Source organism: Novacetimonas hansenii, from assembly GCF_014843995.1.
GTDB classification, from domain to species: domain Bacteria; phylum Pseudomonadota; class Alphaproteobacteria; order Acetobacterales; family Acetobacteraceae; genus Novacetimonas; species Novacetimonas hansenii.
This window is the reverse complement of sequence record NZ_CP062147.1, coordinates 46445-64589: the sequence shown is the minus strand read 5'-3', so window position 1 is coordinate 64589 and position 18145 is coordinate 46445. Positions and strand designations below refer to the sequence as shown.

Annotated in this window: 21 protein-coding genes; 11 read left to right on the top strand and 10 right to left on the bottom strand. The window is 62.2% G+C overall.

What is annotated here, in order from left to right:
- The first annotated feature begins 41 nt into the window (after nt 1-41).
- The 5 genes from IFJ82_RS00280 (at nt 42) to IFJ82_RS00260 (ending at nt 4067) form a co-directional block, all read left to right on the top strand.
- On the top strand, nt 42-1433 hold the full coding sequence (locus IFJ82_RS00280) for an ATP-binding protein (RefSeq protein WP_075624805.1): 1392 nt from the start codon (nt 42-44) through the stop codon (nt 1431-1433).
- Nucleotides 1434-1613: 180 nt separating this feature from the next.
- Nucleotides 1614-2177, top strand: coding sequence for a NifU family protein (locus IFJ82_RS00275; RefSeq protein WP_192265209.1), 564 nt, complete (start codon nt 1614-1616; stop codon nt 2175-2177).
- A 22-nt stretch (nt 2178-2199) separates the two neighbouring features.
- A complete protein-coding gene (locus tag IFJ82_RS00270; protein WP_192265208.1) occupies nt 2200-2784 on the top strand; it encodes a malonic semialdehyde reductase in 585 nt (194 codons plus the stop codon).
- Nucleotides 2785-2787: 3 nt separating this feature from the next.
- Nucleotides 2788-3519, top strand: coding sequence for a tRNA (adenosine(37)-N6)-threonylcarbamoyltransferase complex dimerization subunit type 1 TsaB (tsaB, locus tag IFJ82_RS00265; RefSeq protein WP_192265206.1), 732 nt, complete (start codon nt 2788-2790; stop codon nt 3517-3519).
- A complete protein-coding gene (locus tag IFJ82_RS00260; protein WP_225578718.1) occupies nt 3516-4067 on the top strand; it encodes a GNAT family N-acetyltransferase in 552 nt (183 codons plus the stop codon). The genes tsaB and IFJ82_RS00260 overlap by 4 nt, the downstream gene beginning before the upstream one ends.
- A gap of 3 nt (nt 4068-4070) precedes the next feature.
- Here IFJ82_RS00260 and IFJ82_RS00255 read toward each other — a convergent pair whose 3' ends face one another.
- Entirely contained in the window at nt 4071-4316 is a 246-nt protein-coding gene (locus IFJ82_RS00255) for a sulfurtransferase TusA family protein (protein ID WP_003617068.1), read from the bottom strand.
- A gap of 90 nt (nt 4317-4406) precedes the next feature.
- Here IFJ82_RS00255 and IFJ82_RS00250 point away from each other — a divergent pair, with 90 nt between their 5' ends.
- The 5 genes from IFJ82_RS00250 (at nt 4407) to IFJ82_RS00230 (ending at nt 8613) form a co-directional block, all read left to right on the top strand.
- Nucleotides 4407-4811: a MucR family transcriptional regulator gene (locus IFJ82_RS00250; RefSeq protein ID WP_003617070.1), complete on the top strand. Its 405-nt coding sequence runs from the start codon at nt 4407-4409 to the stop codon at nt 4809-4811.
- Nucleotides 4812-4857: 46 nt separating this feature from the next.
- Nucleotides 4858-5349, top strand: coding sequence for a Fur family transcriptional regulator (locus IFJ82_RS00245; protein WP_192265198.1), 492 nt, complete (start codon nt 4858-4860; stop codon nt 5347-5349).
- A complete protein-coding gene (locus tag IFJ82_RS00240; RefSeq protein ID WP_003617073.1) occupies nt 5346-6191 on the top strand; it encodes a GNAT family N-acetyltransferase in 846 nt (281 codons plus the stop codon). The genes IFJ82_RS00245 and IFJ82_RS00240 overlap by 4 nt, the downstream gene beginning before the upstream one ends.
- 42 nt (nt 6192-6233) lie before the next feature.
- Nucleotides 6234-7817 (top strand): apolipoprotein N-acyltransferase, encoded by a 1584-nt coding sequence (lnt, locus tag IFJ82_RS00235; RefSeq protein ID WP_192265196.1) that lies wholly within the window; start codon nt 6234-6236, stop codon nt 7815-7817.
- Between the two features lie 352 nt (nt 7818-8169).
- A complete protein-coding gene (locus IFJ82_RS00230; protein ID WP_231105716.1) occupies nt 8170-8613 on the top strand; it encodes a helix-turn-helix domain-containing protein in 444 nt (147 codons plus the stop codon).
- 6 nt (nt 8614-8619) lie between these two features.
- Here IFJ82_RS00230 and IFJ82_RS00225 read toward each other — a convergent pair whose 3' ends face one another.
- From IFJ82_RS00225 to IFJ82_RS00200, 6 genes are all read right to left on the bottom strand, one after another.
- Nucleotides 8620-9282: a tyrosine-protein phosphatase gene (locus IFJ82_RS00225; RefSeq protein WP_003617078.1), complete on the bottom strand. Its 663-nt coding sequence runs from the start codon at nt 9280-9282 to the stop codon at nt 8620-8622.
- 116 nt (nt 9283-9398) lie between these two features.
- A complete protein-coding gene (locus IFJ82_RS00220) occupies nt 9399-10181 on the bottom strand; it encodes a succinate dehydrogenase iron-sulfur subunit (RefSeq protein ID WP_048858822.1) in 783 nt (260 codons plus the stop codon).
- 26 nt (nt 10182-10207) lie between these two features.
- Entirely contained in the window at nt 10208-12019 is a 1812-nt protein-coding gene (gene sdhA, locus IFJ82_RS00215) for a succinate dehydrogenase flavoprotein subunit (protein WP_048858821.1), read from the bottom strand.
- 100 nt (nt 12020-12119) lie between these two features.
- Entirely contained in the window at nt 12120-12548 is a 429-nt protein-coding gene (sdhD, locus tag IFJ82_RS00210; RefSeq protein ID WP_048858820.1) for a succinate dehydrogenase, hydrophobic membrane anchor protein, read from the bottom strand.
- A 1-nt stretch (nt 12549) separates the two neighbouring features.
- Entirely contained in the window at nt 12550-12942 is a 393-nt protein-coding gene (sdhC, locus tag IFJ82_RS00205; protein WP_225578717.1) for a succinate dehydrogenase, cytochrome b556 subunit, read from the bottom strand.
- 251 nt (nt 12943-13193) lie between these two features.
- A complete protein-coding gene (locus IFJ82_RS00200; RefSeq protein ID WP_040511281.1) occupies nt 13194-14225 on the bottom strand; it encodes an aspartate-semialdehyde dehydrogenase in 1032 nt (343 codons plus the stop codon).
- Between the two features lie 400 nt (nt 14226-14625).
- On the opposite strand from IFJ82_RS00200, the gene zwf reads away from it, so the two are divergent.
- A complete protein-coding gene (zwf, locus tag IFJ82_RS00195) occupies nt 14626-16161 on the top strand; it encodes a glucose-6-phosphate dehydrogenase (RefSeq protein ID WP_141312647.1) in 1536 nt (511 codons plus the stop codon).
- A 212-nt stretch (nt 16162-16373) separates the two neighbouring features.
- Here the strand turns inward: zwf and IFJ82_RS00190 are convergent, their stop codons facing one another.
- From IFJ82_RS00190 to IFJ82_RS00180, 3 genes are all read right to left on the bottom strand, one after another.
- Nucleotides 16374-16898 carry a Spy/CpxP family protein refolding chaperone gene (locus tag IFJ82_RS00190; protein ID WP_003617087.1) on the bottom strand — a complete coding sequence of 175 codons (525 nt, stop codon included), beginning with the start codon at nt 16896-16898 and terminating at the stop codon, nt 16374-16376.
- Nucleotides 16899-16958: 60 nt separating this feature from the next.
- Nucleotides 16959-17303, bottom strand: a complete 345-nt coding sequence (locus IFJ82_RS00185; RefSeq protein ID WP_003617089.1) for a hypothetical protein — start codon at nt 17301-17303, stop codon at nt 16959-16961.
- 109 nt (nt 17304-17412) lie between these two features.
- Nucleotides 17413-18054 (bottom strand): 2OG-Fe(II) oxygenase, encoded by a 642-nt coding sequence (locus IFJ82_RS00180; protein ID WP_040511285.1) that lies wholly within the window; start codon nt 18052-18054, stop codon nt 17413-17415.
- Nucleotides 18055-18145: the final 91 nt, after the last annotated feature.

The following is an 18145-nucleotide window of genomic DNA, read 5'->3' as shown; positions in this document are numbered from 1 at the left end:
GTGTTTGTAAAACGGTCTTCAGGCAATAACGGCAGGCAGGCATGAAGGACGTCCTGTCTGACGCGCCCGCATCACGTCGCATCACGCTGTGGCCACGTGGGCTGGTGGGGCGGGTGATGTTCGTCCTGCTGGCGGCGGTCGCCCTCGTATTCGTGGGCAGCTCGGTTTTTTATGAAGAGGCCGAGACTTATACCATTGATGATGCGCAGCTTGATCAGGTCAGTGAACGGCTGGTGATTGACGCGCGCGTGCTTGCGGCGACGCCCACATCCCAACGCATGGTGCTGGCGGCGATGCTGTCCACCCCCGACCTGGCCATCGACTGGCGCACCAGTGCGCAGGAAGGCATGCTCCGCCCCGAACCCGGTGCGTTACGGGGCCTGCATGACCGGGTGGCGGGCAGCGTTGCGGCGTTGCAGGGGGATGTGCTGAACCTGTCTGGCACGGTAACGGCCACGTCCGACATTCGTGGTGTCCTGCGCCTGCCCGATGGCAGCTTCATGGGATTCAGTGCGCCGGACCTGCTGCAACCGCACCATATGCGCCGGGGTATCGTCTCTGCCGCCGTGCTGGCGGGTGCGGTACTGCTGGCGGCCGGCATGCTGGTGCGTGCGCTCAGCATGCCACTGCGGGCGCTGGCGCAGGTGGCCGACACGGTGGGGTCCACGCGCTGGGTGCCGCTGGAGGATAAGGGACCGAGGGAAGTCCGCTACCTTGCGCGGGCCATCAATGCGATGCAGGAACGCATCGGCCGCCTGATTGCCGACCGGACCGAGGCGCTGGCCGCCGTGTCGCATGACCTGCGCACGCCGCTGGCGCGGCTGCGGCTGCGGGCCGGGTTCTTGGAGGACGCGGCGGCACAGGCGGAAATCGAGGCCGACGTGACCGAGATGGAAGCCATGATCGCGGGGGTCCTTGCCTATCTGGCGGGGGAGAATGATCCCGAACCTGCGCGTTCGGTCAACCTTGCCTCCATCATCGCCACGCGGGTGGATGACGATGCGGACCAGGGGAAACCCGTCACGTATGAGGGACCGCATCAGGTGCTGGCGGTGGTGCGGCCGCTGGCGATGAAGCGTGTGATTGGCAACCTGATCGACAATGCCCTGAATTACGGGGGCAATGCGCATGTCGTGTTGCAGGTCGGGGCGCACAGCATCCGCATCCGGGTGGAAGATGACGGGCCGGGCCTGCCAGAGGCGGAATTGTCGCGGGTCGCCACCCCGTTTTATCGGGTGGAAGGATCACGTTCGCGCGCGACCGGTGGCATGGGGCTGGGCCTTGCGATCGTCACGCGTGAAATCATGCGCGAGGGGGCAAGCCTTCGGCTGTATAATCGCGACAGTGGTGGCCTGTGCGCGGAAATCGTTCTGCCACGCACGGCGCCCGGGGCGTCCCCCGTGACGGAGCGCAGGGGGGTGGTGTCTTCCTGATGGTGGCGATGCGCATGCCCGCAGATGCCGCCGCTGGGGATGCCACACGGGATGCTACAGGGGATATGGAGGGCCTTTATCCTGTGACGGGGGCTTGTGCGGGCGTGGACCACGGCACATGTGGATGCTAACAGGACCGGAGATATCCGCCTTCCTCTATCTGTCGGGAAAGACCGCAGCATGTTCATAGAAACCGAAGATACCCCCAACCCCGCCACCCTGAAGTTCCTGCCCGGGCGTGAACTGATGCCCAATGGTGCGACGGCGGACTTCATCGACGCGGATTCCGTGGCGGGCCGTTCACGCCTGGCAGAGGTCCTGTTCGACCTTGAAGGCGTGTCCAGGGTGTTCTTCGGCGGCGATTTCGTGGCCGTGACCAAGGCGGATACCGTGGCGTGGGACGAACTGAAACCACAGGTTCTGTCGGTCGTGGCCGATTACCTTGCCACCGGACAGGCCCCGGTCGAGCACGAGGCCGTGGTGGTCGAGGATGCGATCGCGCCGGGGGATGAGGAGATCGTCAAGCAGATCAAGGAACTGCTTGATACGCGTGTTCGTCCCGCCGTGGCGGGTGATGGTGGGGATATCGTCTTTCGCGGCTATCGCGACGGGATCGTGCGCCTGACGATGCAGGGCGCGTGTTCAGGCTGCCCCTCTTCGCGCGCGACGCTGAAGCATGGGGTGGAAAACATGCTGCGCCATTATGTCCCCGAAGTGGTATCGGTCGAACAGGTCGAAGCCTGATACGACGGGGTGGGAAAGTTTCATGGTTCTTGATGATGCCGGGCTGGACATCCTGTTCCGTGCCGCGCGGACGCCCGCGGCATGGAACGAAAGTCCCGTCACAGAAGACACGCTGCATCGCCTGTATGACCTGGTGCGGCTGGGGCCGACATCGGGTAACTGCTGTCCTGCGCGTTTCGTTTTCCTGCGTACGCACGACAGCCGCGAACGCCTGCGCCCCGCCTTGTCGGATGGGAATGTCGCACGGGTGATGAGCGCACCGGTGACGGTGATCGTGGCGTGGGACCCGCTGTTTTTTGAACGCATGGATGCCCTGAATCCCGAACCGGGTGTGCGGTCGTGGTTCGCCGCCGACGTGGGCCTGGCGGAGGAGACGGCCATGCGCAACAGCACGTTGCAGGGGGCATACCTGATTATGGCCGCCCGTGCGCTGGGTCTTGATGTGTTGCCGATGTCGGGGTTCGACGCCATGATGGTCGAGGATACGTTCCTGCATGCCCATGGCTGGCGGGCCAATTTCCTCGTCAGTCTTGGTTATGCCGACCACACGTTCGATACGCCGCGTGCGCCCCGCCTGGACTTTGACGATGCCTGTGTGATGGCCTGACGCATGCGGGTTCTGGTTCTCGATGGGGCGCAGGCCGGTGCGCAGGCCCGCGCGCTGGTGGCATGCGTCAGCGTCACGCCAGAAGGCTGTGTCGTCGCACGTGCGCACGAGGTCGAGGGGCGTGGCGGTTCGGAGGGGTTTCCGCTTCTGGCGCGTGATCTGCTGGCGTCGTGTGGGTGGTCCATGCCGATGCTGGACATGGTGGCTGTTGTCGTCGGGCCGGGATCGTTTACCGGCCTGCGTGCCTCTGTCGCTTTTGCGCAGGGGCTTGCGCTGGGGCTGGGATGTGATGTCATAGGGGTCACAACGGGCGAGGCGCTGGCCGATGCCCTGCGCGCGCACGTCGTATCGGCGGACATGCGGGTCCTGTGTTGTTCGGTCGCCCGGCGCGGGCGTGTCTTTGTCGAATCCATCCCGGCGCGCAACGGGGCTGAGATCGGGGAGGTCCGTGCGGTGATGCTCGATGATCCCACCGCCCTGCCGTCTGGGCCGCTGCTGCTGGCCGGGAATGCCGCGGCCGATCTGGCGGCTGCCTGCGCGCAGGGTCGCGATGACGTGCATGTCCTTGCACTGTCGCGGCCCGATGCCTGTGCCATCGCACGGGTTGCCATGCTGCGTCGTGAGGGTGTGCTGGCGCCGCGTGCGGTCCTGCCGCTGTATGTTGACCCACCCGAAGCGAAGCTGCCTGCGGCGGGGTTGCGCCCGCCGCCGCGAAAGGCCGATGGCGGGACATGAACGCCAGCATGGGGACGGGCGCTGATCCAGGGCCGGTTTGCGGGCCGGTCGTCGCCGTGCCTGCCACGATGGCGGATGTGCCGGCGCTGGCGCGGGTCCATGCAGCGTGTTTTGCCCCGGACCAGCAATGGGATGTCCCGGCGTTCGATACGCTGCTTATGATGCCCGGCGTGGCGCTTGGCGTGGTGATGGCGCAGATGCAGGCCGCGGGGCCGCCTGTGGTGGCGGGTTTTATCATGGTCCGCCATGTCGTTGATGAGGCGGAGATCCTGACGCTTGCAGTGGACCCCGCATTCCGGCGGCGCGGGCTGGCGCGGGCGCTGCTGTCATGGATGGGGGACATGGCCGCGCGGCAGGGAATATCACGCCTGTTCCTGGAGGTCGGGGTGGGCAATAGCGCAGCCCAGGCCGCGTATCATAACGCGGGCTTTGGCGAGGTGGGGCGCCGCCGGGGATATTATCCCGACGGGTCCGATGCGCGGGTCATGGCACGTGATGTGATGCCTGCCATGGAGACGGGGGCCGCGGATACGGAGTTGGCGTCATAGGGATCATGACATTTTTTTGATGATCAGCAGGACATGGACCTGCCCATCCGCCTGCGTATCCTGCCGGGCGATTTCATGACCCAGAAGTCTTACGCTGCGGCTGACATTGTCGAGCGGTTCATCCCCCCGCAGGCGTACCTGTAATTGTCCCCCCGGTGGCAAGCGGTCGAGTGCAAGTCGGGTGCGCACAAATGTCATGGGACAGACTTCATGGGTGATATCTATTTCTTTAACATCAATACCGGGCATGTTACCTGACATTCTTTCATGGATATGGTTGCGGTCTTGTCTGGATTATTTATATAAGACACATGTATTTCTACTGACAGGATCAAGTTGATGGCTGACGAAACAGCGGATATCGAATTGCGGGAACTGACCGCAGAGATCGTATCCGCGTATGTTGCACGTAATACGCTGGATGCTGAGACCTTGCCGGATCTGATTCATCAGGTATATGAAACGATCTCCTCGCTTGGTAAGGTCGAGGCCGCGCCTGAGAAGCCGGTACCGGCGGTTCCGCTGAAAAAATCGGTGTTCCCCGATTACATTGTCTGTCTTGAAGACGGCAAGAAGCTCAAGATGCTCAAGCGTCACCTCAAGACAGCGTATAACATGACGCCGGAAGAATACCGCGAACGCTGGGGCCTGCCGCATGACTATCCGATGGTTGCGCCCAGCTATGCCAGCCACCGTTCCTCGCTTGCGCGCAAGATCGGGCTGGGGACCAAGCGTGAAGAATGACGGTGTCGTTGGACAACCGATCTGATGATGGGCTACGCCTGTAACCATGGCAGCAGGTAGTGATGTAATGGAATCGCGCATCGGGCGCATGTGTATCGAACGGGGCCTGAAGATGACGGGGCAACGGCGCGTCATCGCCCGTGTCCTGTCCGAGGCGCAGGACCACCCCGACGTGGAGGAGCTGTACCGTCGTGCGGCGACCCTTGATTCCCGTATTTCGGTGGCCACGGTCTATCGCACCGTGCGCCTCCTTGAGGAAAAGGGCATCCTTGAACGTCGCGACTTTGGTGGCGGGCGTGCCCGTTATGAGGCCACCGAAGAAGGCGACCATTATCACCTGATCGACGTTGAGACGGGGAAGGTGATCGAGTTCGAGGATGAGGAACATGCCGAACTGATCCGCCGTATTGCGCGTGACCTTGGTTTCGACCTCGTGTCGCATCGCCTGGAACTGTTTGCACGCAAACGCCCTGCCGAGACGAAGGAAGCCTCCCCCGCGACCCCGACCGCACGGACGGGAAGCAGGTCAAAGCGATGAGTGTCGAGAAAATCATGCAATCCCTGTCCACGCTGGACCTGGAACGCAACGGCTTTCCCGAACTGCGTGGCGGCAATCTCGGGGTGCGGATTGCCTGCACGGACGAAGAACGCGATGCCGCACAGGCCCTGCGCTATCGTGTTTTTTACGAGGAAATGGGCGCGAAGCCGGACGAGCGCACCCGGCGGCTGCGTCGTGATATCGATGATTTTGATGAATATGCCGATCATCTGCTGGTGATCGACCATGCGATTTCCTCTGGCGCAAAGGGGGTCGTGGGCACCTATCGCCTGATGCAGGGTGATGCGGCGGAAAAGCTGGGGCGTTTCTATTCCTCCAGCGAGTATGACATTTCGCTGCTGACGGAATTCCCCGGGCGGTTGCTGGAGGTCGGGCGGTCCTGTGTGGATCAGGCCTATCGCGGGCGTGCGGCGATGCAATTGCTGTGGCGCGGTATCGCGTCCTATATCTTCCTGCACCGCATTGACGTGCTGTTCGGTTGCGCCAGCCTGCCGGGCACGGATCCCGAACCGTTAAGTAACGAACTGACCTATTTGTATCATAACCACCTCGCGCCGCCTGCGCTGCGTGTGCGGGCGTTGCCCGAACGGCGGGTGGAGATGCTGCGCCGTGATCCGCAACTGCTGGACCATCGCCGCTGCCTTGCGGGGCTGCCGCCGCTGATCAAGGGATATCTGCGCTTGGGTGGATATGTGGGCGATGGTGCGGTGATTGATACGCAGTTCAACACCACCGATGTCGCGGTACTGGTCAAGAGCGAGCTGCTGGCGGACAAATATTATCGCCATTATGAACGCCGCCTGCGTGACGCCCTTGACTGAGGCGTGGGGCCGGGGTGATTTCACACGCTTCCCTGCGCTGCAATGACTTTTCTCGCGGCTTTACGTTCACGGCGTGATGCGGTGCTGGCCCTGACGGGCTGGCGTGCGGATATTGCGATGTTGCTGGTCGGTGCCGTGGCGGCGCTGGCGTTGCCGCCGGTCCACCTTGTTGTGGTGCTGGTGGTGTGTTTCCCAATCCTGATGGGCATGATTGACGCTGCGCCGGACTGGCGCGGGGCCGCGCGACGTGGGTTCATGTTCGGGCTGGGCCTGCATACGGCGGGTCTGTACTGGCTGACTGATGCGATCATGTTGCGTGCCGATGCGTTCTGGTGGCTGGTGCCGCTGGCTTCGCCGGGATGCGCGCTGATCCTGACCCCGACAACCGCCATACCTGCCGCCCTGTCGCGGGGTGTCCCCGCTGGCGTGGCGCGCGGCCTTGTGCTGGCGGGGGCGTGGACGCTTGCAGACATGATGCGCGTCTTCATCTTCAGCGGTTTCCCATGGAACCCGCCGGGCAGTGTCTGGGAATTTCCCGGCCTGTTCGGTGATGTGATGATCCAGCCCGCCGCATGGGTCGGGGTGGATGGACTGACCTTGCTGACGATGGTGGTGGCGCTGGCCCCTGCATGGGGACGGCGGGGATGGGCCTGTGTCGCTACGATCCTTGTATTGTGGGTGGGGGCAGGTGGTGCGCGCCTTTTCCTTGGCCCGCGGGTGCACGATGCGCAACGCAATCCGATGGTTGTACTGGTGCAGGGGAATGTCCCCGAATCGGAAAAGATGGCGGGGAATGATGATATCGCGATTTTCCGCCGCTACCTTACCCTGACGCATGATGGGGTGGGGCAGGCCCTGTCGCGCGATATTCAGGGGCGCCCCGTTGTCTTCGCATGGCCGGAATCCGCATTTCCCGGCCTGTTGCTGGAGGATGCGATTGCACGGCGCATGATCATGCAGGCCGGGCAGGGCGCGCGGGCCGGGATAATCGGCACCCTGCGTCAGGATGAGCAGGACCACTGGCGCAACAGCATGGCCGTGCTGTTACCCCCGGATGGGCAGGTTGGTGGGCTGTATGATAAATCCCACCTGGTACCGTTCGGGGAGTACCAGCCTGCATTACTTCCATTTCATGTGGTGCCGGGCGATGGCATGGCGGCGGGGGACGGGGTGCGGACATGGCATGTGCCGGGAATCGCCCCTGTTGGTCCTCTGATCTGTTATGAAGTTATTTTTTCAGGCCAGACGGTGGATGCGCATGATCGGCCCACATGGCTGATCAACAGTACGAATGATGGCTGGTACGGAAACAGCGCCGGCCCACGCCAGCATCTGGCAGCGGTCAGGATGCGCGCGGTGGAAGAGGGGCTGCCCATCGCACGGGCGGCGAATACTGGTATTTCCGCCATATTTGATGGTTATGGGCATGAGGTGGCGCGGTTGGGGTGGGATCGTACGGGCGTGATTGTCCGGCAGATGCCCGATGCCCTGCCGCCGCCATTGTTCGCGCGGTGGGGACGCTTGGTGCCGGTGGTGCTGGCGGCTGTACTGTTGGTGTCGGGGTTTGTCGTGGCCGTCATGGCGGCTGCCGGACGTCGCAACGCGGTGACATCCGCGCGTTCCTGACATACCTGTTTGTAGATGCGCCCAGGAACGATTCGTGAAGCACATCGTTAGGATCGCCACGCCGGACAATCTGTAAAAATCCGATCTATTGCGTCACGGGGAACCTGTTGTAATAAAAAGGTACAAAAAATGTACTTTTTGAGGACTGTCCCATAATGCGTTGAATAATAATGGATTTATCCCATTGCTTTCAATGATAGTAGAATTTTACTCTTTACAAAAGGTTAATAATGAATCCTATAACTGTTTTGTTTAATATATAACTAAGTGATGATTTATCAGAAAATAGTATTTCTGGCATAGGGCGTCTGTAGTGAATAACAAGCTGTCTAGTACTCCCAGTCCTGTTGACGTGTATGTGGGTAGTCGGATTCGGCTACGCCGCACGTTGCTTGGCATGTCGCAAGAGCGTCTGGGAACGGCGCTGGGGCTGACATTTCAGCAGGTGCAGAAATATGAACGTGGCGCCAATCGTGTTGGTGCGTCGCGCCTGTATGACCTGGCGCGGGTTCTGGATGTGCCGATTGCGTTTTTCTTTGACGGTATGCCTGACGAAGCGGCCATCGCGCCGGTGGCGTCGATGCCCGCCGAATCGTTTGCCGAGGCACGCGGCGCCTTTGGTGGTGTTCCCGCGCCCGGACAGGTCGAAGGGGGGGACGACCGCTTCGCCAGCAGCGAACTGGCATTACTGTCCCGGCGGGAAACCATCGACCTTGTGCGGTCCTATTACCGTATCAGCGATCCCGCCGTGCGCAGACGCGTGCTGGACCTTGTGCGTTCTATGGCAACGGTCTGAGGCCCATCATTCACGGCGCAGCACTCGATCATTGAGGAAGGCTGCGATCTTGCCCGCACGGAAATCGTGGCGCAGCCTGTCCTCGTCATATTCGGTACGCACCCATTGCATAAACGGGATGCGGCCTTCGGCCTCGGCCTGATAACGCAGGAAGAAGGCGTCGAGCACACCGGTGCGCGACCTGTTGAAATGCCCGTTCTTCCATGAAAGCTGCCGCAGCGCATCATCCGCCGTCCCCCCTTCGAACAGCAGTACAAGACCTGCGGCAAGGCCGGTGCGGTCCGCCCCCGACTTGCAATGCATCAGCATGGGGAACGTCAGCGTGCGGTAGATCTTTTCGAACCGTTCGATCCGGTCGCGGTGTGGGGCGTTGCGGCTTTCGAACGCCATGTCGATATGCTTCAGGCCAAGACGATGCGCGGCCTCACGCGACAGGGCATCCGAACCACATTGCCGATGACCACGCAGGTTAACCAGTGTTTTCAGGTGCAGCCGCCGCGTCGCCATGGCCAGACGCCATGGTGTCGGGTGGTTGCAGCGATAGACCCGGCCGGGAATGACAGTGCGAAAGTTCGTCCATGTCATGCGCAGGACCGCATGATCGACGAACAGACTGTCGATCCAGGCGCGTCCACGTCCTGACGTGCTGGACAGGGTTCCATCGAACACGGGCGCATCCTTTCATGGGTGCAGATACGAAAAAAGCGCCGGATATGTCCCATCCGGCGCTTCGTTCGTCAATCCGTCACGGTATGATGCACCGTGCGATCACCCTTTTGGGGGGATCAGCCCTTGCGTTCCATCTGAAGTTCCTTCAGACGCCCGATGGCCTTGGCCGGGTTCAGACCCTTGGGGCAGGTCTGGGTGCAGTTCATGATCGTGCGGCAGGCAAACAGCTTCATCGGATCTTCCAGCGCATCGAGGCGTTCCCCCGCATGTTCATCGCGGCTGTCTGCGATCCAGCGATAGGCGGCAAGCAGCGTTGCCGGGCCGAGATAGCGATCCCCGTTCCACCAGTAAGACGGGCACGAGGTGGAGCAGCAGAAGCACAGGATGCATTCCCACATGCCATCAAGTTCGGCACGTTCCTCGATGCTTTGCAGCCGTTCGCCATCGGGCGGCGGCAGCGTATCGGATTTCAGCCATGGATCAATGGAGCGCAACTGCGCATAAGCCCCATCAAGGTTGGGCACCAGATCCTTGACAACCGGCATGTGCGGCAGCGGGTAGATCGGCACATCGCCCTGCAGGTCGCGGATCGGCTTGAGACAGGCAAGCGTGTTTTCGCCTGCGATGTTCATCGCGCATGACCCGCAGATCCCCTCGCGGCAGGACCGCCGGAAGGTCAGGGTCGGGTCGATGTCGTTCTTGATGTGGATCAGCGCATCAAGGACCATCGGACCGATCCGGTCCAGATCGATCTCGTATGTATCGATCACGGGATTGTCGTTGTTATCCGGGCTCCAGCGATAGATCCGGAATGACTTGACGTTTGTGGCGCCGGGGGGGGCGGTGAATGTCCGCCCTTTGCCCACCGTGCTGTTTCTTGGCAGTTTGAATTCGACCATCGTCTCGTTCCCTTTCCGCCGCGCGCTCAGTAGACGCGTTTCTTGGGGGGGAAGACCTGAACGTCATCGGTCAGTGTCTTCATATGCACGGGGCGGTAGGTCAGCGTGACCTCACCCTTGTCGTCCATGTGGGCGACGGTGTGCTTCATCCAGTTCTTGTCGTCACGATCGGGATAGTCGTCATGCGCCTGTGCGCCGCGGCTTTCGTGGCGTGCTTCCGCCCCGGCCATCGTGACGGTGGCATTGGCGAGCAGGTTTTCGAACTCCAGCGCTTCCATCAGGTCGCTGTTCCAGATCAGCGAACGGTCGGAGATGGAGATATCGCCCACTTCCTTCCAGATTTCCGCGATCTTTTCCACGCCTTCGGCCAGGCTCTTGGTGTTGCGGAACACGGCGGCGTGCTTTTGCATCGTGCGCTGCAGGTTCGAACGCATTGCGGCGACGTGGGTCTTGCCCTTGGCATTGCGCAGGCGGTCAAAACGCTCGATCGCCTTGTCACCCGCACCTGCGGGCAGCGGCGGGATGGTTTCCGCGCTTTTGACGATCTGTGCCGCGCGCTGTGCCGCGGCGCGACCGAACACCACCAGATCCAGAAGCGAGTTCGTGCCCAGCCGGTTCGCGCCATGCACGGACACGCATGCGGCCTCGCCCACGGCCATCAGGCCAGGCACCACGGCATCGACATCATCGGCGGTGGGGCGGATGACCTCTCCATGGTAATTGGTGGGGATACCGCCCATATTGTAATGCACTGTCGGCAGAACCGGCACCGGTTCCTTCGTCACGTCCACACCGGCAAAGATGCGCGCCGTTTCCGAAATGCCCGGCAGGCGTTCATGCAGCAGGTCCGCGCCGAGATGTTCAAGGTGCAGCAGCATGTAGTCCTTGTTCGGACCACAGCCACGGCCTTCGTTGATCTCGATCGTCATGGCGCGTGACACCACATCGCGCGAGGCGAGGTCCTTCGCCGTCGGCGCATAGCGTTCCATGAAGCGCTCGCCTTCGGAATTGGTCAGGTATCCACCCTCGCCACGGCACCCTTCGGTCAGCAGGCAGCCGGCGGGGAAGATGCCGGTGGGATGGAACTGCACGAATTCCATGTCCTGCAGCGGGATGCCCGCGCGCACCGCCATGCCACCGCCGTCACCGGTGCAGGTATGGGCGGATGTGCAGGAATGATAGGCACGGCCATAGCCACCGGTTGCAAGCACGACCATCTGCGCACGGAAACGGTGCAGCGTGCCATCATCCAGGCACCAGGCGACGACGCCCTTGCACGCGCCGTTGTCGTCCATGATCAGGTCGATGGCGAAATATTCGACGAAGAATTCGACGTTATGCTTCAGGCACTGCTGGTACAGCGTGTGCAGGATGGCATGGCCCGTGCGGTCGGCGGCGGCGCAGGCGCGGGGCACCGGGGCCTCGCCATAATTGCGCATGTGCCCGCCAAAGGGGCGCTGGTAGATCTTGCCCTCTTCGGTGCGCGAGAACGGAACACCCATGTGTTCGAGTTCCTGCACGGCGGGCACCGCCTCGCGGCACATATATTCGATGGCGTCCTGATCACCCAGCCAGTCCGACCCCTTGACGGTGTCGTACATGTGCCAGCGCCAGTTGTCCTCGGCCATGTTGCCAAGCGATGCGCCGATGCCGCCCTGTGCGGCGACGGTATGGCTGCGTGTGGGGAAAACCTTGGTGATGCAGGCGGTCTTCAGGCCGGCCGCACCCATGCCAAGCGTGGCCCGCAGGCCGGAACCACCGGCACCGACCACGACCACGTCATAGGCGTGATCGACGATCTTGTAATTGCCGGGGATTGGGGATGTGATCGCATTCATTGTTTGGACGTGTCCCGATGCTCGTTCGGACTGTCGGGCGGGTTTGTCCGGGCCGCCAGTCCGCGAATGTCTCTGTCTTGCCGGTGGCGTGGCGCGCGCGTCAGTTCGCGGCGATTCGCCCGCGCGTCGCGACAAGCGCCAGCTTCAGAACCGAAATCGCGCCGAACACGCCCAGCAGGAAAATCACGCTTTTCATCAGCAGGCTTGCCGGGACATGCGCCTTGCCATGCACATAATCATCGATGATGACCTGCAGGCCCAGTTGCGTGTGGTAGAAGGTCAGGATCACCAGCGCCATCATCATGGTGGCGTTGACGGGCCGACCGCCCCACTGCGCGACTTCGGGTTGTGACGCACCCGCAAGGCGGAAGACCTGGATGACGAACCATCCCGACAGCGGCACCAGTGCGACGGCCGACATGCGTTCGGCCCACCAGTGGGCGACGCCGCTCTTGCCCGAACCCAGACCACGTGCCCGCGAAAGCTGCGAACGCATGACGGTGATATGCGGTTTGTGCGAAGTACTCATGTCAGGAGGCCCTCTTCTTGGAACGACAGGCTGCGACGCCAAGGATGCTGAGCACGAGTGCCAGCGTGACGCCAACGGTCACGCCTGCGGCGATGGGGCCGTCCTCGTTGATTTTCTTCTTGTCGAAGCGGGCGCCGCTGTCCCATATCAGGTGGCGAATCCCCGCCACAAAGTGATAGACCAGAGCCAGCGCCCAGCCTGCGAGGGCGATCTTGCCCAGCGGATGGCCGGTCACTTTCTGGACCTTGGCAAATGATTTCGGTCCCTTTGCGGCAGCGCTGATCCAGCAGATGCCAAGCGCGGAACCGACGGTGGCGGCAACGCCGGCCGCACGGTTCGCGATCGAAAGGAACATGGAAAGACGGAAGCGGTAGACCTGGAGGTGCGGGGACATTGGCCGCCTGGTCAGAGTTCCGTCGCTTCGGTGCCCTACATAGAGCGCATCACGGACATCCTGCATGGTCGTCTCGTCAATTTCCCTGTTATGGCTTCGGTTTGTTCCGTCGCCTTGTATCATTCGGTCCTACGCCCCCCGATGGGTGTGGTCAACGCAGGCCCGGAACACGAGGTTGAGAGACGCCCCGAATGTATTGATCCAAGCATTGGCGCGGACGCATGGCTGCTCCGCGCCAAAAACGCATGTATTCAGCCGCGTCGGTCCGGTCCCAGCAGGTCAAGTGCGATCATTGTTTCCGCGATCTGAACCGCGTTCAGCGCCGCCCCCTTGCGCAGGTTGTCCGACACGCACCAGAAGCCGAGTCCGTTGGGCACGGTCGGGTCAATACGCAGGCGCGAGACATAGGTCGCGTCCTCGCCCACGGCTTCGATGGGGGTGACGTAACCGCCATCCTCGCGCTTGTCATGCAGTACGACTCCGGGGGCTTCACGCAGGGCGGCGCGGGCACGTTCGAGGTCTACCGGTTCCTCGAACTCCACACTGACGGCTTCGGCATGGCCGATGAAGACCGGCACGCGCACGCATGTGGCAAAGACGGAGATGTCGGGATCAAGGATCTTGCGGGTTTCCACCGCCATCTTCCACTCTTCCTTGGTCGCGCCATCATCCATGAAACGGTCGATATGGGGGATGCAGTTGAAGGCAATCTGTTTGGTGAACTGCTGCGCTTCCGCCGGGTCCCCCACAAAGCTGCCGCGCGTCTGGGTGAACAGTTCGTCCATCCCGTTCTTGCCCGCGCCCGCGACGGCCTGGTACGTCGCCACGACCACACGCCGGATCGTAAACAGGTCATGCAGGGGCTTGAGCGCCACGACCATCTGGATGGTGGAGCAGTTGGGGTTGGCGATGATGTTGCGCCTGGCCTTTTTCACATCATTGGGATTGACCTCCGGCACCACAAGCGGAACGTCGGGTTCCATCCGAAAGTGCGAGGTATTGTCGATCACCACGCACCCGGCCTTTGCCGCGCGTGGGGCATATAGTGCGGACACGGACCCACCGGGCGAGAACAGCGCGACGTCCCAGCCGGTGAAATCGAAATGTTCAAGGTTGCGGACCTTCAGCACCCGCTTGTCCCCGAACGACACTTCCTGTCCCGCCGACCGGGCGGAGGCCAGCGCCACGATGTCATCCACCGGGAACTGGCGTTCGGCCAGTGTCTTGAGTATTTCACGCCCGACGGCACCGGTGGCACCCACCACCGCAACGCGGTAACCCATTGGATAATCCCCTGATGTGATGCGCCGGGCCCGGATCAGGGACATACCGGCGCGGATTGGCAGACAGTCTGCATAAGCGTTCCGACACGTAGAGCCTGTGTGCGGGTGGTGCAAGCAACACGATATTTTTCCCCGATGTTTTTATCTGTTGCCCGCAAGGCCCCTTTTGCTTTGCATATATGGCGGCATGACAGCAGGGGCTGACGATTTCGGCCGCGTGGATATGCCCGCCGTGCTGTACACCATTTGAGCAGGCGCAAAGCATCATGCCCATATATGGTGCTATGGCATACAGCATGCCCGGCGGCGTGTGCGCAGGCCGGGGCGGATTTTTGCGCGCATGGGCGCTCTGGCGTTTGTGTTCGCGCGCAAAAGCACAGCCAAAGGACTGTCACGGATCATGTCATTACCTGATGCCAACCCTGTCCCACCGACGTCGCGTGTGCCCGCGGGTGCGCGCCCGGCGCCTGCCTGCACGCTGGTGATTTTCGGCGCGCATGGCGACCTTACGAAACGTCTGCTGATGCCCGCGCTGTACAACCTTGCCGGCAGCGGCCTGCTGGACCCCGGCTTTCGCATCATCGGCATTGACCGGGTCGCCAGCACCACCGCGCAGTGGCGCGATGGCCTGACGGAGATGATGCAGTCCTTCACCCATGACCCCAATGCCGAATTCCATGCGCCCAGCATCGATTCGGCCCAGTGGGGATGGGTGTGCGAACGGCTGGAATATGTACAGGCCGATTTCGGTGACATCGCGCAGGTCCGTGCGCTGGGCGCAAAAATACCGGGCAATGCGATCTTCTACCTTGCCGTGTCGTCGCGTTTCTTTGCCCCCGTGGTGGAAATGCTGGGCCAGGCGGGACTGGTGACGCAGGCGGACGGGCGTTTCCGGCGCGTGGTCGTTGAAAAGCCGTTTGGCGCGGACCTTGCCAGTGCGCGTGAACTTAACCGCCGCATCCTTGCCGTGCTGGATGAAAGCCAAGTTTATCGCATCGACCATTTCCTTGGAAAGGAAACGGTGCAGAACATCCTGGCCATGCGTTTTGGCAACCTGTTGTTCGAACCGCTGTGGCGTAACGAGTTCATCGACCATGTGCAGATTACCGCAGCCGAGACGATCGGCGTGGAACAGCGTGGTGCGTTTTACGAACCCACTGGCGCGTTGCGTGACATGATCCCCAACCACCTGTTCCAGTTGTTTGGCATGGTGGCGATGGAGCCGCCGAATTCGTTTTCCGCCGATACCGTGCGCACCAGCAAGGAACAGTTGTTCGAGGCGGTGCGCCCCATCCCCCCCACCGACGCAGTGCGCGGACAGTATGGCGCGGGCACGGTGGATGGCGCCGCCGTCACGGCCTATCGTGAAAGTCCGGGCGTCGCCCCCGACAGCCATACCGAAACCTATGTCGCGCTGAAACTGCATGTCGATAACTGGCGCTGGGCCGGGGTGCCGTTTTACCTGCGCACCGGAAAGTCACTGGGTGGCCGCCGGACGGAGGTGGTGGTGCAGTTCAAGAAGCCGCCGATGATGATGTTCCGCGATACCGAAACGCAGGACCTGCCACCTAACCGCATCATCCTCAACATCCAGCCCGCGCAGGGGCTGACGGTGGAAATGGGGGCCAAGAAGCCGGGTCCGAAGATGGACCTTGCGGAGGTTCAGGTGCGGTTCCGTTATGAGGACGTTTTCGCGCAGACGCCCAATGTGGGGTACGAAACACTGCTGTATGACTGCCTGACGGGGGATGCGACACTGTTCCAGCGTGCCGATAATATCGAGGCGGCATGGCGTGCGGTCGATCCGGTGTTGCAGGCATGGGCGGATAACGCGGACGGGCTGGAACTATATCCCGCCGGTGCGACCGGGCCAAAGGGGGCGGATGACCTGCTCGCCCGTGACGGGCGGGCCTGGTACCCGCTTGATGGCGTCTGATGAAGGCGGGACGACGGTGGGAGGCCTTTTTTCAGGAAGGCGGTGCCCCTTGATGTTTGCTGGCAAGGCCCACCAGAAACCTGTGTGCTGAATCTCAGGGTCGTGGATGAAAAAAAGGGCGCGGTCCTGCATGGATCGCGCCCCCGCCGGGTCATGTGCCTCGGGCCATGGTTCCTGCCGCCCCGGACGGGCACGGCAGGAAGGTCATCGGCTTATTTTGTGGCCGTGCTGTCGGATGCGGCGGCCTGACCCGCATCGGCCTGACGTTCGGCGTGTTCCTCGTCACCCTGACGGAACAGGGCATCGGCATTCTTCTTCTGCTTCTTGGAGAATGTGGCATATAGCGGCACGAAGGCCTGATTCAGCGTCTGCATGTCCTGCGCGCGCTGTGCGACCAGCGTGGCATAGGACTGCATATTGTCGGTCGCGTTCATGGTGGGCAGATCGGCGCGACGCTTTTCGATCGCATCATGCAGGCGGCTGGCATTGTCGCGCATGTCCTGCGCAAACGGCGCCCACAGCTTTTCCTGCCCCTTGGTGATGTGCAGCTGCGTGTGCAGGGCGGTGATGTGTTCTTCAAGCTGTTCGGGAGAGGGATCATGCGGCGTATGCGCAAGTGGCGCTGTCGCAGCCGGAGTTGTCGCAGGGGACGCAGCCTGTGTCGGGGGAACGGCGGCCATGGCCATGCCCGGCAGCATGAGGAGGGCGGCAGCAGGAAGAATGCGGCGAAGATTCATGACAGGATACCTTCAGATCTGTTCGGGCGGGGTGCAAACGCGGTCCTTGATGACCGGGTTTCAGTACCCGTAACCATAAGGGGAATAATAGGACGGCGGCGGCGGCGGGGGCACCGGCTGCGGCGGGTAATAGGCAGGGGGCGGGGCCACGGCACGGTCTGACATCGCACTGCCCAGCATGGTGCCGATCGCAAGGCCCGCGATGCCGCTGCCGACCGCAAGGCCTACGCCGCCGCCGCCACGTCTGCCGCGATTGTCATGCCACCCGCCATGCGGCGGCGGTGGACCGCCCCGCCCGTGCCACGGCTGCGCCAGCGCGGAGGCGGCGGGCAGGGTAGCGGCCGCCAGTGTCAGTGCCGCGCCCGCGACGGCAAGAAACTTGGGGAATCGTAAAAACCGCTTCAATGCGAGGGCCCTTGTCCAATGGTGTGTGAAAAGGAAATGGCGGGTAATGTCTTAACCATCTGTGATCATACCCTGCGTCATGTCGAAATGATGGCTGAGATGGCCTCCGTTATGCCGCGATCCGCAGACGCTTGGTCAGGGCCGAAAGCCGGTGGCGACGCAGCTCGCCCCGTGCGCGCGAATCATTGGTCATATAGTTGAGCTGTATGGTGTTGCGCACGCCGACATACCGGCGATGTCCATGCCATGTGTTCATGCCATTGGGGAAAACCAGCAGCGTTCCGTTCACCGGGGCGACTTCGGTGGTATAGTCCTCAATGTCATGTTCCCCGCGCAACAGGCGCAGGCAACCTTCGTGCCGGGTCCATGCGGTATCGTCCACATTAAGATAAAGCAGCACCGTCACCCGCTTGCATGCCGAGTCGCGGTGAATGCGCCCGTCCTGCGCCCGCGTGCGTCCGCGCAGGGTCAGCATCGTCGGTGCGTCGTGCAGGTCCAGCCCGAACTTCGCCGCGATGATGTCACGCAGCCGTGGCCCCTGCAGTTCCGCCACAAGGTCGCGGATCAGCGGTGAAAGTTTCAGCGCGCTTGGCGGGTAGGATCCCCCCGCGCCAAAGACCGGCAGGGACGCGACCGCCGCGCGCAGATCCTGCGTCCCGATGAAATGGGGCACGATGGCGTGGGGAAACGGGTCGGTGGCGACGACGGCGTTTTCCAGCGCGGCATAATCGGGGATGATGGGTATGGTCATGCGATCCTGTGGGGCCACGACAAGGGGAACGCGCCCAAGATTAAGGGGCCATGCCGTACGTCGCAAGGCCATCGTCAGGCGCATGCCGCTG

Bases quoted from the DNA above. Each gene is read 5' to 3' on its own strand.
- tsaB (WP_192265206.1), top strand. From the start codon at position 2,788: ATGCGGGTTCTGGTTCTCGATGGGGCGCAGGCCGGTGCGCAGGCCCGC.
- IFJ82_RS00180 (WP_040511285.1), bottom strand. From the start codon at position 18,054: ATGACCATACCCATCATCCCCGATTATGCCGCGCTGGAAAACGCCGTC.
- lnt (WP_192265196.1), top strand. From the start codon at position 6,234: ATGACTTTTCTCGCGGCTTTACGTTCACGGCGTGATGCGGTGCTGGCC.
- IFJ82_RS00220 (WP_048858822.1), bottom strand. From the start codon at position 10,181: ATGGTCGAATTCAAACTGCCAAGAAACAGCACGGTGGGCAAAGGGCGG.
- sdhC (WP_225578717.1), bottom strand. From the start codon at position 12,942: ATGTCCCCGCACCTCCAGGTCTACCGCTTCCGTCTTTCCATGTTCCTT.
- IFJ82_RS00275 (WP_192265209.1), top strand. From the start codon at position 1,614: ATGTTCATAGAAACCGAAGATACCCCCAACCCCGCCACCCTGAAGTTC.
- sdhA (WP_048858821.1), bottom strand. From the start codon at position 12,019: ATGAATGCGATCACATCCCCAATCCCCGGCAATTACAAGATCGTCGAT.
- IFJ82_RS00270 (WP_192265208.1), top strand. From the start codon at position 2,200: ATGGTTCTTGATGATGCCGGGCTGGACATCCTGTTCCGTGCCGCGCGG.
- IFJ82_RS00200 (WP_040511281.1), bottom strand. From the start codon at position 14,225: ATGGGTTACCGCGTTGCGGTGGTGGGTGCCACCGGTGCCGTCGGGCGT.
- IFJ82_RS00280 (WP_075624805.1), top strand. From the start codon at position 42: ATGAAGGACGTCCTGTCTGACGCGCCCGCATCACGTCGCATCACGCTG.
- IFJ82_RS00190 (WP_003617087.1), bottom strand. From the start codon at position 16,898: ATGAATCTTCGCCGCATTCTTCCTGCTGCCGCCCTCCTCATGCTGCCG.
- IFJ82_RS00245 (WP_192265198.1), top strand. From the start codon at position 4,858: ATGGCAGCAGGTAGTGATGTAATGGAATCGCGCATCGGGCGCATGTGT.
- IFJ82_RS00260 (WP_225578718.1), top strand. From the start codon at position 3,516: ATGAACGCCAGCATGGGGACGGGCGCTGATCCAGGGCCGGTTTGCGGG.
- IFJ82_RS00255 (WP_003617068.1), bottom strand. From the start codon at position 4,316: ATGCCCGGTATTGATGTTAAAGAAATAGATATCACCCATGAAGTCTGT.
- sdhD (WP_048858820.1), bottom strand. From the start codon at position 12,548: ATGAGTACTTCGCACAAACCGCATATCACCGTCATGCGTTCGCAGCTT.
- IFJ82_RS00250 (WP_003617070.1), top strand. From the start codon at position 4,407: ATGGCTGACGAAACAGCGGATATCGAATTGCGGGAACTGACCGCAGAG.
- zwf (WP_141312647.1), top strand. From the start codon at position 14,626: ATGTCATTACCTGATGCCAACCCTGTCCCACCGACGTCGCGTGTGCCC.
- IFJ82_RS00240 (WP_003617073.1), top strand. From the start codon at position 5,346: ATGAGTGTCGAGAAAATCATGCAATCCCTGTCCACGCTGGACCTGGAA.